General features: G+C 40.7%; 14 protein-coding genes. 3 read left to right on the top strand and 11 right to left on the bottom strand.

Features of this window, described 5'->3' with window-relative positions; genetic code table 11:
• Positions 1-36: 36 nt before the first annotated feature.
• The 8 genes from NV377_RS14320 to NV377_RS14285 form a co-directional block, all read right to left on the bottom strand.
• Positions 37-1,491: a SulP family inorganic anion transporter gene (locus NV377_RS14320; protein ID WP_258201468.1), complete on the bottom strand. Its 1,455-nt coding sequence runs from the start codon at positions 1,489-1,491 to the stop codon at positions 37-39.
• 643 nt (positions 1,492-2,134) lie between these two features.
• Positions 2,135-2,410: a 30S ribosomal protein S18 gene (gene rpsR, locus NV377_RS14315; RefSeq protein ID WP_258201467.1), complete on the bottom strand. Its 276-nt coding sequence runs from the start codon at positions 2,408-2,410 to the stop codon at positions 2,135-2,137.
• A 226-nt stretch (positions 2,411-2,636) separates the two neighbouring features.
• On the bottom strand, positions 2,637-3,755 hold the full coding sequence (menC, locus tag NV377_RS14310; RefSeq protein WP_258201466.1) for an o-succinylbenzoate synthase: 1,119 nt from the start codon (positions 3,753-3,755) through the stop codon (positions 2,637-2,639).
• A gap of 151 nt (positions 3,756-3,906) precedes the next feature.
• On the bottom strand, positions 3,907-5,376 hold the full coding sequence (locus NV377_RS14305) for an o-succinylbenzoate--CoA ligase (protein ID WP_258201465.1): 1,470 nt from the start codon (positions 5,374-5,376) through the stop codon (positions 3,907-3,909).
• A gap of 24 nt (positions 5,377-5,400) precedes the next feature.
• Positions 5,401-6,222: a 1,4-dihydroxy-2-naphthoyl-CoA synthase gene (gene menB / locus NV377_RS14300; protein WP_258201464.1), complete on the bottom strand. Its 822-nt coding sequence runs from the start codon at positions 6,220-6,222 to the stop codon at positions 5,401-5,403.
• 3 nt (positions 6,223-6,225) lie between these two features.
• Positions 6,226-7,053 (bottom strand): 2-succinyl-6-hydroxy-2,4-cyclohexadiene-1-carboxylate synthase, encoded by an 828-nt coding sequence (gene menH, locus NV377_RS14295; protein WP_258201463.1) that lies wholly within the window; start codon positions 7,051-7,053, stop codon positions 6,226-6,228.
• Between the two features lie 13 nt (positions 7,054-7,066).
• Entirely contained in the window at positions 7,067-8,836 is a 1,770-nt protein-coding gene (gene menD, locus NV377_RS14290) for a 2-succinyl-5-enolpyruvyl-6-hydroxy-3-cyclohexene-1-carboxylic-acid synthase (RefSeq protein ID WP_258201462.1), read from the bottom strand.
• Between the two features lie 106 nt (positions 8,837-8,942).
• Positions 8,943-10,337, bottom strand: a complete 1,395-nt coding sequence (locus tag NV377_RS14285) for an isochorismate synthase (protein ID WP_258201461.1) — start codon at positions 10,335-10,337, stop codon at positions 8,943-8,945.
• A gap of 174 nt (positions 10,338-10,511) precedes the next feature.
• Here NV377_RS14285 and NV377_RS14280 point away from each other — a divergent pair, with 174 nt between their 5' ends.
• The 3 genes from NV377_RS14280 (at position 10,512) to NV377_RS14270 (ending at position 12,470) form a co-directional block, all read left to right on the top strand.
• Positions 10,512-11,429 carry a 1,4-dihydroxy-2-naphthoate polyprenyltransferase gene (locus NV377_RS14280; RefSeq protein ID WP_258201867.1) on the top strand — a complete coding sequence of 306 codons (918 nt, stop codon included), beginning with the start codon at positions 10,512-10,514 and terminating at the stop codon, positions 11,427-11,429.
• A 43-nt stretch (positions 11,430-11,472) separates the two neighbouring features.
• Positions 11,473-11,862 carry a hotdog fold thioesterase gene (locus tag NV377_RS14275; protein ID WP_373425822.1) on the top strand — a complete coding sequence of 130 codons (390 nt, stop codon included), beginning with the start codon at positions 11,473-11,475 and terminating at the stop codon, positions 11,860-11,862.
• 131 nt (positions 11,863-11,993) lie between these two features.
• Positions 11,994-12,470 carry a GNAT family N-acetyltransferase gene (locus NV377_RS14270; RefSeq protein ID WP_258201460.1) on the top strand — a complete coding sequence of 159 codons (477 nt, stop codon included), beginning with the start codon at positions 11,994-11,996 and terminating at the stop codon, positions 12,468-12,470.
• Positions 12,471-12,859: 389 nt separating this feature from the next.
• On the opposite strand, the gene ssb is transcribed toward NV377_RS14270, so the two are convergent.
• The 3 genes from ssb to trpB all read right to left on the bottom strand — a co-directional run bounded on the left by ssb (position 12,860) and on the right by trpB (position 15,455).
• Positions 12,860-13,351, bottom strand: coding sequence for a single-stranded DNA-binding protein (ssb, locus tag NV377_RS14265; RefSeq protein ID WP_258201459.1), 492 nt, complete (start codon positions 13,349-13,351; stop codon positions 12,860-12,862).
• 34 nt (positions 13,352-13,385) lie between these two features.
• The gene (gene rpsF / locus NV377_RS14260) at positions 13,386-13,670 is read right to left on the bottom strand and encodes a 30S ribosomal protein S6 (protein ID WP_258201458.1); all 285 of its coding nucleotides are present in this window, start codon (positions 13,668-13,670) and stop codon (positions 13,386-13,388) included.
• 624 nt (positions 13,671-14,294) lie between these two features.
• Positions 14,295-15,455 carry a tryptophan synthase subunit beta gene (trpB, locus tag NV377_RS14255; protein WP_258201457.1) on the bottom strand — a complete coding sequence of 387 codons (1,161 nt, stop codon included), beginning with the start codon at positions 15,453-15,455 and terminating at the stop codon, positions 14,295-14,297.
• Between the last annotated feature and the right edge of the window lie 7 nt (positions 15,456-15,462).

Here is a 15,462-nt window from a genome sequence, read left to right as displayed (position 1 = left end):
CTAGTCCTGAGATCATAATGGCATAAGCCTTTTATATTATGCGCCTAGTGTTTCAGCCATGCCTGATTTTTTGACGAGCAGTGAACTATCTTTATCAAAAAGGATGAGCTCAACCTCATTACCACTTTCTCGTAAACGATTGACCACTTTAGCCAGCGCTAAAATTGCTGATTGATCCCATACTTTTGACTGACTTCCATCAATAACAACTCTATCATAACCTACAACGGCTTCAATGGATTGATCAAACATCGTAGATGTTGCAAAAAATAACGGACCGTTTATATAATAAGTAATTATTTTATGATCTTCATCTTTTTCTGTAATAATATGAAGCCTACTAGATTGAATCGCAAAAATAACGGCACTGAGCAATACCCCTACCAATACACCTTGTGCGAGGTTATGAGTGATTAATATAACAACAACCGTTACGATCATCGTCATCGTATCAGCAATTGGCGCTTTTGTTATATTCTTAATCGATTGCCATTCAAATGTGCTTATGGCAACCATAATCATCACGCCAGCTAACGCGGGCATCGGAATTTTCACCACGACATCGCGCAACGTAACGATAAGTAAGAGCAGTACTCCCCCTGCAACCATTGTAGATAGTCTACCTCTGCCACCTGAACGAACATTAATTAAAGATTGTCCAATCATCGCACAACCAGCCATACCACCGAACATACCAGTAATCGTATTGGCAAGCCCTTGACCACGAACTTCCTTATTCTTATCACTCTTCGTCTTCGTCTGTTCATCTAGAACCGTTGCAGTTATCAATGATTCAAGTAATCCGACAATAGCCATAGTTAAAGCTACTGGCGCAATAATTTTAATAGTTTCCCATGAAATAGGGACATCAGGCCAGTGGAATAATGGTAAGCTACTATTAATAATCCCCATATCTCCAACCATTTTCACATCAAGACCGATGACAATCGTTACGATCGTCATCACAACAATTGCTACTAAAGTAGACGGAATTGCTTTCGTAATATAAGGCAAACCATATACAATTAACAATGTAACTGCTCCGATCATATAGACGACCCATGTAGCATCTACAAAATGTTGAAGTTGGCTCATAAATACCATAATACCTAACGAATTAAGAAATCCAGATAATACGGACTGTGGAACGAACGAAATCCACTTACCTAACTTTAACGCTCCGATTGCATATTGAATTAATCCTGTAAGAATCGTCGTAGCGTATAAATACTCAATCCCATACTGCGCTACAAGTGTCACCATCAAGATAGACATCGCACCTGTTGCAGCAGAAATCATCCCCGGTCTTCCACCAAAAATCGATATCAGTACAGCAATACAGAATGAAGCATGTATCCCAACCATAGGATCGACACCTGCAATGATCGAGAAGGCAATAGCTTCAGGAATTAACGCCAATGCGACCGTTATCCCTGCAAGTACATCCCCTCTAACATTGAAAAACCATGTTGACCTTAGCTTATTAAGCAATGTAGTTCTCTCCCTTTGTTGCCTAGCTTAAACTTGTCCATATATCATCACGACAGCAACCTTCTCACTATAAATCCGCCCGATTAAGCTGTCAATAAAAGTTTGAAGCTTCTAATGACTCCAGTGGCGTGTACATGTATGTACACCAGCGATGATTAGCATAATCGACGTCGACTAAGCTATATTGCGATGCAGCGTTATCACAATCAACGATTTTGAACCTCATCTTCAAATCAAAGTTCAAAATCTTTGATGGTCAGCACCAAGAATATGCCATGAAGCTAGGAAATGAGGAGCACAGCGTACGTTTCGTGTACGTGAGCACGGCTTCCGATGAATGGCATATTCGACGTCGACTAAGCTCCAATGCGATACATCGTGATCACAATCAAAGGTTTTGAACCTCATCTTCAAATCAAAGTTCAAAATCTTTGATGGTCAGCACCAAGAAGATGCCATGAAGCTAGGAAATGAGGAGCACAACGTACGTTTCGTGTACGTGAGCACCACAGGCTTCCGATGAATGGCATCTTCGACGTCGACTAAGCTCCAATGCGATACATCGTGATCACAATCAACGATTTTGAACCTCATATAACCTAAAAAGGACTTCCCTGTTGGGAAGCCCTTTATCCGTAACCTACTATTCAGTAGTGTATGGTAGTAATGCGATTTGACGAGAACGCTTAATAGCGATTGTCAATAGACGTTGATACTTCGCGCTTGTACCAGTTACACGACGAGGAAGAATTTTTCCACGCTCGCTGATGAACTTTTTAAGCAAATCAGTATCTTTATAGTCGATGTGCGTAACTTTGTTTACAGTGAAGAAACAAACTTTACGACGTTTATTGCGGCCGCCTTTACGAGCGAATTTACGCTCGCCACGATCTTCTCCGCCTTCTTTTCTGAAGCTCATTCGAACCCTTCCCTTCTGTTACAAATTTTAATGGCAATTCAGATCACTGACATAGTCCGAACTGACTCGGTTTTAATTTTGAATTTTATCTCTATTTTTCGATAGGTACATCTAGGTACCCTGTTAAAGTCACTTACAATAGAATAACTCATAAAACTTTAAAAATCAAATTTTTTTCAGCGTTGTATGCACAAAAATAATGGTATTTATATTATAAATGATCCAATTATCGTGAATGATTGAATTTCAATCTCTCTAGTGTTAGTTGCTCAATATATTCCCGGTTGACTTCAAAGCCAATTCCCGCTCCGAAGGGTAGTAATACGCCCCCTTGTTCAATCTTTACTTCAGGTAATATGACATCTTTATGCCAGTATCGTGCTGATGCAGAAATATCTCCTGGTATCGTGAAATGGCTTAATGAAGCGAGCGCCATATTATGAGCACGGCCGATTCCCGACTCTAACATCCCCCCGCACCATATCGCAATGTCATGCTCCTTGCAAAGATCATGTATTCTTATTGCTTCTGTCATCCCGCCTACTCTACCTAATTTCACATTGATAACTTGGCAACTGCCAAGCTCAATCGCTTTTCGCGCATCATCGTATGTAATTATGCTCTCATCGAGACAAATAGGCGTCTTCATATTCGCCTGTAACTTAGCATGATCAATAATATCATCAGCAGCAAGCGGTTGCTCAATCATCATAAGATTATAGTCATCAAGTTGTTGTAAATGGGTAATATCATTCAGACCATAAGCAGAATTAGCATCTACCATTAATGGGAGCTTCGGATAACGAGAACGTAAATCTTCAATGAGTGTAATATCGTGACCTGGTTTTATTTTTATCTTCATTCGTTCATAGCCATCAGCTGTATATTGATCAATTAGCCGATAATAATCATCCAAAGTAGATTGTAACCCTATAGCTACGCCAACTTTCAACTCTTCTCTTACGCCACCTATCAGTTGATGTAAAGGTTGCCCCGCAATCTGACCATATAGATCCCAGATCGCCATCTCTAGTCCTGCTTTTGCCATCTGATTTCGTTTCACATTTGAAAATATAGCCGGAATTTCCTTCGGATGCTGTAAACTTACTCCAAGCAAAGTTGGAATGAGAAAGCTTTGCAGTATATGCCACGCGCCTTGTACCGTTTCCTCGGTATACCATGGGGTAGCAAAAGCAACACATTCTCCCCACCCACTATTTCCTTCGCTATCCGTTATTTCAATTAGTATTGTCTCCCGATCAACATAAGCACCGTTAGCCGTAACAAATGGGGCTTTCAATTCCATGCTTATCCGGTACAACTCGACAGATTGAATCGTGATCATAAATAAGCTCCTTCCGAATACAAGCTCTATCCCGCTCTACATCCTCATATAACAAACACCTTTAAAGCAATACAAGTTCGCGACTTGCGCTTTGCCTTAAAGGTGTTCGTGTTGACCATGGCGTTAAGTATATCAATCGTAACGTTCCTTACTAAGAAGGTAGCAATTGTAATAACTCACGACGAAGTAATTTATTAGAAGCATTACGCGGTAATTGTTTTACTACATGTATTGCCTTAGGCAGCTTATACTTGGCCAACCGTTCTGAACAATACTGAAGTAAATCTTCCTCCGTACAATTCGTATCGTGATTAAGTACGACGAATGCTATAGGTACTTGCCCCCAAATCTCATGGGACATACTAGTTACACCCGATTCGAGTACAGCTTGATGGCTAATAAGTGTCGCTTCAATCTCAGCAGGATAGACATTCTCCCCACCCGATACGAACATATCCCTGCGACGATCGAGTACATAGAGAAAGCCATCTTCATCCACGTAGCCTACATCTCCAGTATAGAGCCAACCGCCTACAAAGCTATTCGTACCAACACCATTCAAATAACCAGAAGTGACATTAGGTCCACGAACAATGATTTCTCCAGCTTCCATAGCTTGCGCCTCATGACCATCCATCATAATTTTTAATTCTGCTTGGAAAAGTGGCTTTCCTGCCGAACCTAACTTAGACAGCATATACTCAGGTTGAAGCGTCACGATCTGCGAGCAGGTTTCTGTCATACCGTACGTTTGAAAGACCGGAATCTCCTTCACTACACATTGCTCAAGTAATGAAAGTGGCGCTGGACCACCACCGAGTAACATACATCTGAAATGTTCAGGGTAACGCACATCACCTAATTGTTCTACCATCCGTGACAGCATATTGCTGACAACCGACATTATCGTTACACCTTGATCTATAATAGCTGCATTTGCGGTAACGGGATCGAATTTTTCGTGAATAACCATCGGAATACCATAAAGTACGCTACGAATAACTATCGATAAACCACTAATGTGGAATAATGGAACGCACACAAGCCATTTATCATGCTCAGATAGACCAAGATTAAGCATTGAGCCGACGGCTGAATTCCAATGATTACTGTAGCTTTGAATGACACCTTTCGGAAATCCAGTCGTCCCAGACGTGTACATTATCGTATGCGTCTCTTCTTGATCGATATAAGTAACTAGAGAGGTATCGGTTACGATGTCCATCTGTTGCAAAGCCGTCGTACATATACAACGTATATTGTTATACTCATCAATTATAAGATCAATAAGTTGCTGGAATTGTGGATCATAGATGAGTACATTACACTTCGCATCTTGAAGTTGATAGAGCAGTTCATGGGCCGTAAGCCGAATATTAAGCGGCATAAGGATTCCACCAACATAATGAACCGCATGAATAAGCTCGACGGTATAGCTGTCATTATAACAAAGCAAGGCTATAGGGTAGCCTTGCTTTGTCGGTAATGAACTTATTTTACTGGCTGTAATGAGAGATCGCTCCCGCAATTGCGCAAACGTAATCTGCTCATTGCCATATTCAATCGCTATCCGGTCAGGCGTTAGAGAGGCTCGCTTATCAAGCCAATGAGGCATATGCATCGCTTTGCCCTCCTTTTTTACGACTTATGGGAAACGTGGGAACTGCTTGAAGTCTGGATCTCTTTTCTCTTTGAAAGAGTCGCGACCTTCTTTTGCTTCTTCTGTTGTATAGTAAAGTAGCGTTGCATCGCCTGCAAGCTGTTGAATTCCTGCTAGTCCATCTGTGTCTGCATTAAATGCAGCTTTTAAGAAACGTAACGCCATTGGTGATTTAGATAAGATCTCTTGACACCATTTCACCGTTTCAGCTTCAAGATCAGCAAGTGGAACAACGGTATTAACTAGACCCATATCCAATGCTTCTTGAGCATCGTATTGACGACATAGATACCAGATTTCTCTAGCTTTCTTCTGACCAACGATGCGAGCTAGATAACCTGCACCATAACCACCGTCGAAGCTACCAACCATCGGACCTGTTTGACCAAAGCGTGCGTTATCAGCAGCAATTGTTAAGTCACATACAATATGTAGAACATGTCCACCGCCAATAGCATATCCCGCTACCATTGCAATTACTGGCTTAGGAATAGTACGGATCAAGCGTTGAAGATCAAGTACGTTCAGACGAGGAATTTGATCATCGCCAACATAACCACCATGACCACGAACTTTTTGATCACCGCCTGAGCAGAATGCTAAGTCGCCAGCGCCTGTTAGAACGATAACACCAATGTTCGCATCATCACGAGCGATAGCAAATGCATTGATTAGTTCCATTACCGTCTTAGGACGGAAAGCATTACGAACTTCTGGACGATTAATTGTAATTTTAGCTATGCCATCATATGTTTCATACAGAATATCTTCGAAATTACCGTATTTTTCCCAAGGTATTACTGACATCTGTTACACCATCCCTTTTCTCATAGATAAATATCTCTTTACTATTGTATCAAATTTATGAGGTTGTTCCATATGCACATTGTGACCAGCTTCGGAAACAATCTCTAATTGCTTATATGGCTGATTCATACGTTGCATCATCAGCTCGGCAATCTTTCTAAACTTCATATCTGATTCACCAACAATAAGTAATGTTGGCTTCGTAATATGCTCCATATGATCCCACCATGAAGGCTGAGCGCCTGTACCAATGCCTCGTAAGCTATTTGCTAATCCTTGCGGCTTATTACTTCTTCGCTGCTGGTCAATAGCTTCTTGTTCTTCTAATGGCAACAATTTTAGACTAGCAAATAACGGAAGTTCTGCCCAATAATCAGCAAACCAATCAATTCCATGTTGTTCAATTTTCGAAGCTAATGCCTCATCACTATCCATTCTAGCTTGTCTTTCTTCTAAGGAGGCAAGTCCTGGAGAAGTACTTTCCAGAATTAAGCCGTTAACTTTAGATGGGGCAAGCTGTGCCATAGATAAGGCTATTCTGCCTCCCATGGAATATCCTAGCACGATCGCAGATTCGATATATAATTGATCAAGCAGCTCGACTAAGTCGGTGACCGTTTGCTCTGTATGGTAGCGATTATAATCAGCATTTGCTTCACTCTTACCATGACCTAATAGATCAACGATAATGAGCTGATGTTCTGCAGTCCAACTTTCGATGAAAGGCGTCCACTGTTCATGATTACCTGAGAAACCATGTAGCAATAGTAATGCTTGTCCTTCGCCATGAAGCTCTACATAATATGTTGCCCCATTAATGATATACTTCATCCCATTAAGTCCCTCATGATAACAGCTTCGCTAACTTAGCTGACATTCGCGGCCAGATTTGACGATGAAGTTCAACATTAAGTTCACGATTCGTTGGAACTTCAATCACTTGTAACCCACCAAGTTGCTCCGCCTGCTGGAAAGCTTCACGGAATTGTTGCCAACTTTGTACCCTCTGGAATTGACCGCCATACATCTTAATTGCATACTCATAATCAAGTCCAGTTGGTGTACCGAATAGTACTTCAAAATGATTCGGTAGCTTAGCTTGTGGTAGGAAGGAGAAAATACCTCCACCATCATTGTTAACAATGACTATCGTTATATTAAGCTGATGAAGCTTAGCCGCTAATAATCCATTCATATCATGATAGAAAGACAGATCTCCAATTAACAATACCGTCTGCTCATTTACAGCACTAATACCAATCGCCGTAGATACCAGTCCATCAATTCCATTCGCTCCGCGATTTGCCAAAATGCGTATAGAGCTTTCTTTGTTGCAGAAGAAACTATCTACATCACGGATTGGCATCGAATTGCCAACAAACAATGTGCTATTACTATCCATTAAAGCTTGTAGTTCTGTTACTACTGTACCTTCGAACAGTTGACCTGCATGATCACGGCTAACTTCCTGCTGTAATAGCTCTCTCGTCACATCATTTACGTTAAGCCATTGAGCTGTCCACTTACTATGGTCGCGTTTCACTTCAGACAGCTGTAACTGCTCTGTAGCTTCACATAGTTGCTTGCAGAATAAGACTGGATGAACGTTGAAGCGATCTGATACTAACAATGTAGGATCTCGCCAACCCGCTTCATCGACCACAATCATTCTACTGCTTTGATGACGATTCATATATTGTAGCAACGGTTTTGAGACTGGCATTGCTCCAAGACGAATGATCACTAATGGCTCAAGCGTTGCTGCCACCATTTCATCTCTCAAAAATGAATCGTAACTATCTACAATGTAGCTATGATCATGAGAACCACTTCTTAGCTGAGATAGCGGATCCGCTATTATAGGATATCCAAGCTTCTTAGCTAACGCAGTCACCACTTCTAACAGCTGAGGCTCGTCATGAGGACCACATACGATAATCCCTTTGTCTACTTCACCTAACTGCCTAGCTAGCATCTGTATCTGTTCTACTGGGGCTACCATCGTTCCTGCTACATTTGCGGTATAAGGTTGACCATCTTCCCTGCCTCCGCCAAATAGCTGTGGATGCTCAAGATTAGGAAGTAATGGCTCTCGCAATGGGAAGTTCAAGTGGACTGGTCCACTTGGCTTACTATTTGCTGTCATCACCGCACGTGCTGCGGAAATACGAGCATGCTTCAACAAGAGATCACTTGCCTCAGGAATAGGCATCTCAGAAAACCACTTCACATGATCACCGTACAATCCTAACTGATTAATCGTCTGCGGTGCACCCACATCACGTAACTCATGTGGACGATCTGCAGTAAGTACAACTAATGGTACACGCGACAAATTCGCTTCCGTTATCGCAGGGAAGTAATTAGCCGCAGCCGTTCCTGATGTACATAATAGAGCTACAGCTTCTTGCTTCGCCTTGGCAATTCCTAGTGCAAAAAATGCCGCTGAACGTTCATCTATATTCATCCATAGTTGAAGGTGTGGATGTTCTGCCGCTAATACCGCTAGAGGTGTCGAGCGCGAGCCAGGACTGACAACGATATGCTTCAAGCCCGATCTTACCAATTCATCAATAAATGCGCTGAGATATAATGTTGCTCCGTCTGAACTCATCACTTTCCCTCCTAAACTTTTCATAACTATCTAGTTAACTTTTTTCATTATTTCACACCAAGTGGCGCTTAACTAACTCATTAGAGTAACTTTTTTGCTATTTCAGCTACTCCTCAACATCAATAGCTTGCAATGCTGCTAACATTGGTCTGAATTTCAATGCTGTTTCATTATATTCACTAAGCGGATCTGAATCGCCGACAATGCCACAGCCTGCAAATAAGTATGCTCTGCGATCTTTCAGTAATGCTGAACGTATCGCTGCCGCAAACTCACCTTCTAAGCGTGTATTCAACCAACCAATTGGAGCTGCATACCAACCACGATCCATATGCTCTAAAGTACGAATTGATTCCAATGCAGCTTGCCTTGGCATACCACCAAGTGCTGGCGTAGGATGTAATGCTTCCACCGCTTGTAGTAATGTAACATTAGGTTTAGCTTGACCCGAAATAGGCGTAGCTAGATGCTGGATATCTTTCAGCTTACGAATAATTGGTGCATCAGGTGCATCAACATCTTCACAAAGCTCTAACATAGCATCCTTGATCATATGGACTGCTAACTCATGTTCATGTAGATTTTTCACATCTTGGCTCAAGAAACTTCCTAAATGTTCATCCTCTGATACCGTTGCACCACGTGCAATAGAACCCGCTAATGATAACGTCTGGAATTGATCTCCTTGGCGCTTAATTAGTCGTTCAGGAGTTGCACCGACAAAACAGCTACACTGCTTATCAATGGCAAATACGTAAGTATCCAGCTGATCAGATAATAAACTTCTAACTACTTCCTCTGCATGAAACGGTTCCTTTGCTTCTAACGTAATAGCTCTAGCTAGTACCACTTTTTCTAACTCTCCATTACGTATAGATGATGCGGCATTACCTACCGCACTCATCCAGTCAGAAGGTGCAATTTCTTCCTTCATAATGGATTGCAGTATGTCTCTATCCGAAGCAACATATGCGTATTTCGCAAGATCAATGCTTAATGTCTCCTGCTCGATATCTCCTTCATCTGGTGATATCCATGCATTAATAGTAAGCCAAGTCTTACCTTCATGTTCCGTAACCATAAATTGAGGCACAGCAAAGCTAGTATGAGCGAAATCGCCCCACTTCTCTGTCCGTGCAATATTAGGATCAAAAGAAAAACCACCAAATAATATAGGTCCTACATATCCAGAAATATTATGATCAATAATTGCTTCCGTAGCAATTGCTGTCCAAGCGTCATTAATCTCTTCATAGCGTGTCGTAGCATTGTTCGCAGTTAATGTAAGAACACTACCTAAGCCGACGAATGATAACGTTCTGCCTGGTTCAGACCATAAGAATCGATTTCCCTTATATTTGTGTTCATCGTATGAAAAAAAGGCTGGTAAATCCATCTTGTCGATCTCGGATACTGAACTTACCAACACATTATTTCCAGAAAGATGGGCTTGTCGTTTGCCTTCTTTCATTAATATGTACATTTTATTATTAGAAATCACGTTATTCACCCTTGTCATTACCTTACCGAATTATCTGTTTCAAGAATACACTCCTACTAGAATATCGTCAACTTTCTACCAAGTTTCTTGCGTTGACACTTTACACTAGTTATCCTACACTTATAAATGAACTTTATTATGTTACTTATATTATAATAGTAAGGATGCGGTATGATGCAAACAGAATTACAAACAACCACACAAAATGTTTGGTGGAGGCTAATGCGTCCTCATACATTGACAGCATCTTTTGTCCCTGTATTTACTGGTACTGCAATGGCACTTTTTGATAATAGCATGAATTTGTTGTTGTTTATGTTGATGCTGGTTGCTTCGCTTCTTATTCAAGCGGCAACGAATATGTTCAATGAATATTACGATTTTGTTCGCGGACTAGACACAAAAGACTCTGTAGGTATTGGCGGTACAATTGTACGAGATGGTGTAGCACCTAAGTTTGTTCGTAACCTTGCCTTTTTGTTCTACTTTATCTCCATGTTAATTGGAATATACATTTGTATATCTAGCTCTTGGTGGATTGCTGTAATTGGAGTAGTATGTATGCTTGTAGGCTATTTCTATACAGCAGGACCACTTCCTATTTCTTCAACTCCATTTGGAGAACTATTCTCAGGCTTACTAATGGGTCCTGTTATTATTATGATTACTTATTTCATTCAGACTGGCAATCTTTCTTGGTCTCATTTCTTCGTTTCTATAAGTGTCGGCTTCTTAATTGGCGCGATTAATTTATCGAACAACATTCGTGATCTTGATGGTGACAAAGAATTTGGACGTAAAACAATCGCCATTTTACTAGGTCGCCCTAATGCCATTAAGTTACTTGCTGCAACATTTATTATTGCATTCGCTTGGATTGTAGTTCTTGTCTTCACCGGTCATGTTACACCTTGGGCAATACTTGTATTTGCCAGTGCGCCGAAAGCGATTCAAGCTGTTAAGCTATTCCAAGGCAAAACGGTTGCTTATGAGATGATGCCTGCTATGAAATCTACAGCACAGTTCAATACAATGTTTGGCTTATTATTAACGTTCAGTATACTGCTTGGCTATGTTGTGAATCAGTTCTAACGAATGATCTTCTACATGTCACGTACGGAGGAATATCGATATGATGGATATTAAAGGAACAATTATTGAAACGTTAGGTATTGAAACATTAGAGTTGTCTGCACATAAAGTAGTATGCACGATGCCCGTTAATGAAAAAACAAAACAACCCTTTGGATTATTGCATGGTGGGGCATCCGTCGTTCTTGCTGAAACAGTAGCTAGTATCGGTGCTTGGGCCAGTATAGATCAAGAAAATGAAGTTGCTATGGGCATGGAAATTAATGCGAATCATTTACGCAGCGTTGGGCAAGGGATCGTTACTGCTGTAGGTACACCACTACACAAAGGTCGTAGCTCCGCAGTATGGGATATTAAGATTACGGATGAACAAGATCGACTAATCTGTGTCTCTCGTTGTACGGTAGCGATAGCTAAGAAACGTAAAGATTAATAATATACATGAATACCCTATCATAGATATTACTTACAAAGATCAACCTTCTTTTAAGTACACTGTGATGGGGTATTTCTGGTTTTCTAATGTTTGCCGAGTCATTAATTAGATCTGAAGGAGAATTAAAAATGCTACATATTGAGCAATATGAACCTAATCATATAGAAGAAATCATTACACTCTTCTACAATACAGTTCATCATATTAATGCAGAACATTATACCGTTAAGCAGTTGCAAGCATGGGCCCCGCCAGAGGAACGTTCAAGTAAAGCAGACAGTTGGCAGCAGAGCTTACAACAACATATTACCTATGTAGCAAAGAAAGATGATATTATCGTTGGATTTACTGATATGAGTGATGATGGTCATCTTGATCGTCTATACGTTCACAAAGATTATCAGCGACAAGGAATTGCTACCGCATTACTAGCTCAACTAGAACACGATGCGGAGCAATTGAAGCTGGACTCCATTTATACAGAAGCCAGCATTACAGCTAAACCTTTTTTTGAACATCACGGATTTCAAGTTGAACAGATGCAACAAGTAGAACGGCAGCAAGTATCATTAACTAATTACGTCATGAGCAAGTCATTATCTTAAATTGTTATGAATACATGTTAAAAAAAGCATTGCTGTACTATTCAATGTCTCTTTCGTTATGCTAACTGTAATTTGAGATTTACCGCTGTGGAGCATTTTACTATACAATAGTGGATACATTGTTAGTAACCCTCTTCGTCTTCATCTCACGCTTATCCACAGTGGATATTTTTTATTTGAGTTATTTACAGGTGGATAGCATTCATTTAAATAGAGTTATACACAAGTGGATAACTCTATTTTCTGATCCTTCATTACTTTTCCACAGGCAACTCATGCATAATATTTTATCTTATTACCAAACTTAATTATCTATAGACAAAAAAAGAACCCTTGCATCAGCAAGGGTCAAAGTGACTTTTAACATAAATTCAAAACATGTCAGTGCATTAGAATGGTAAGTCGTCTTCCGAAATATCAATAGGGCGTCCGTCATCCTTGAATGGATCAACATTGGTACTGCGTGGGGCTTGAGCAGGACGATTACTTTGGCTTCCGCCATCTGCGTTATATCCGCCACCATTATTATTGCTATAGCTTTCTTCACGAGGACTACCCTCACGATTGGATTCCAAGAAGCGAACATTGTCTGCAATTACTTCTGTAACATACACACGCTTGCCCTCATTGTTCTCGTAATTCCGCACTTGAATGCGTCCTTCAACTGCAGTTAAGCGGCCTTTACGCAAATAGTTTGCGCAAGTTTCAGCTAATTGGCGCCACGTTACAACTGGAATGAAATCCGCTTCACGCTCTCCGCCACTAGAAGAAAATGGTCTATCAACAGCAATCGTAAATTGAGTAACAGCAACACCTGCTGGGGTATAGCGTAGTTCTGGATCCTTCGTTAATCTTCCGATCAATATCACACGGTTCAACATTATTACGACCTCCCAATCGAAACCTTGAGACTTCTTAAGCTACATCTCTTACGATCAACGAACGGATAACTTCATCCGCAATCTTCATTACACGATCAAGCTCGTTTACAATCTCAGCAGTAGCTGTAAATTGTACTAGTACGAAATGACCTTCACGAAGTTTGTTGATTTCATACGCAAGGCGACGCTTTCCGATAACATCGGATTTTGTAACCTCACCACCGTTGGAGATAACTCCATTAAACTTTTCAACAAGAGCTTGGACAGCTTCTTGCTCAACATCCGGACGAATGATGTACATCACTTCATATTTGCGCATTTTATTTCACCTCCCTTTGGACTAACGGCCCTATAAATAGAGCAAGGAGCGAGTGTGTACTCGCATCTGCTTAGTATAACAAATGTTATAGGCAAATACAAGATGAGCATGGCGTTGTTAATATACACCACTTATTATAGAGGTAGTTCAAAACGCGGACTTTGATAACGAATTAATGCAGGAAGCATACCCGACATCGAATATGTTGCGAACTTGCACTTATAATTTATTGCTGAGTAAACTTTTTTTCATGATCATGTATATTAATTTATCATTGTGCACATATTATTATCGACGGTGAAGAGAGGTGTGGTTCCATTGGACTTAATAAGTGCAAGGAATAAAAGCTTTTCAACTCGCTAAATGTAGCAAGGGAAGGATTCCATTATTGCCCACGCAATAATGGTCATTACGATTAGTGGAATAGCCGCTTAGCCTACGCTGAGTTTGTTCTTACTTGTGTAATTTTCTTTTCTTACAGAAGATGAAGTGTAACAACATTATCATTAGCCGTCACGAAAAGAACGACCCTATCGCTAAGATTCTCTTAGAGGCAGGGTCGTTCTCTTTTTACTGCAAGTTCAAAAAGCGGGCTTTATGAACTACTTCTATTATAGAGAAATATTACTTCAGCATTTTGAACACTTGCTCAACGTCTTTATCACCACGACCAGAAAGGTTCACGATAATGATTTCATCTTGGCTCATCGTTGGCGCAAGTTTTTTAGCATAAGCTACAGCATGTGCACTTTCTAATGCAGGAATAATTCCTTCTGTACGAGATAACTCTTGGAAGGCTGCTAATACTTCCTCATTAGAAATTGTTACATACTCAGCACGTCCACTTACCTTCAGATGGCTATGCTCTGGTCCGATACCTGGATAATCAAGACCTGCAGCTATAGAATATGTTGGTTTCGGGTTTCCCTCTTCATCAAGCAATACTAGACATTTGAAGCCATGTAGTATGCTTGGTACACCTTCTGTTAACGATGGTGCTTGATCTGGTTCCACTCCAATAAGTCGAACAGAAGGCTCATCGATATAATGAGCGAACGCTCCAATTGCATTAGAACCTCCACCTACACATGCGATAACGGCATCTGGAAGTCGACCTTCTTTTTCAAGAATTTGACGTTTAGATTCCTCACTAATAATGGATTGGAAATGCTTTACCATCGTTGGGAATGGATGTGGTCCTACTGCAGAACCAAGTAAATAGAAGGTATTGCTATAATTTTCAACAAGATCACCTAGTGCAGCATCAACAGCGTCCTTCAAACGGCCTTGTCCCGCTTCTACCGGCACCACTGTTGCTCCTAATAATTCCATACGGAATACATTTAATGCTTGTCTACGCGTATCCTCTGCGCCCATATAGATAATACATTCCATATCGAACATCGCACACGCTGTCGCTGTAGCAACACCATGCTGCCCTGCACCAGTCTCAGCAATAACACGCTTTGCACCCATACGTTTAGCAAGTAGAATCTGTCCAACGACATTGTTTATTTTATGTGCTCCAGTGTGGTTCAAATCCTCGCGCTTCAAATATATTTTTGCGCCACCCCACTCTTTAGTCAAACGATCAACATATGTAAGTGGATTTTCACGACCTACATATTCTTTTAAATAATACTGAAGCTCTTCGTTAAAATCGGGATCATCTTTAAAATGATAAAATTGCTCTGATAAGTAATCCATTACTTCTTGTAATTCTGGAGGAACAAAACTACCACCAAATTCACCAAAATATCCATCAACTCGCGTTTGTTCACTCACGATGTTG

The sequence above is a fragment of the Paenibacillus endoradicis genome (assembly GCF_024721975.1).
This window is presented reverse-complemented; position numbering and strand designations above follow the sequence as displayed.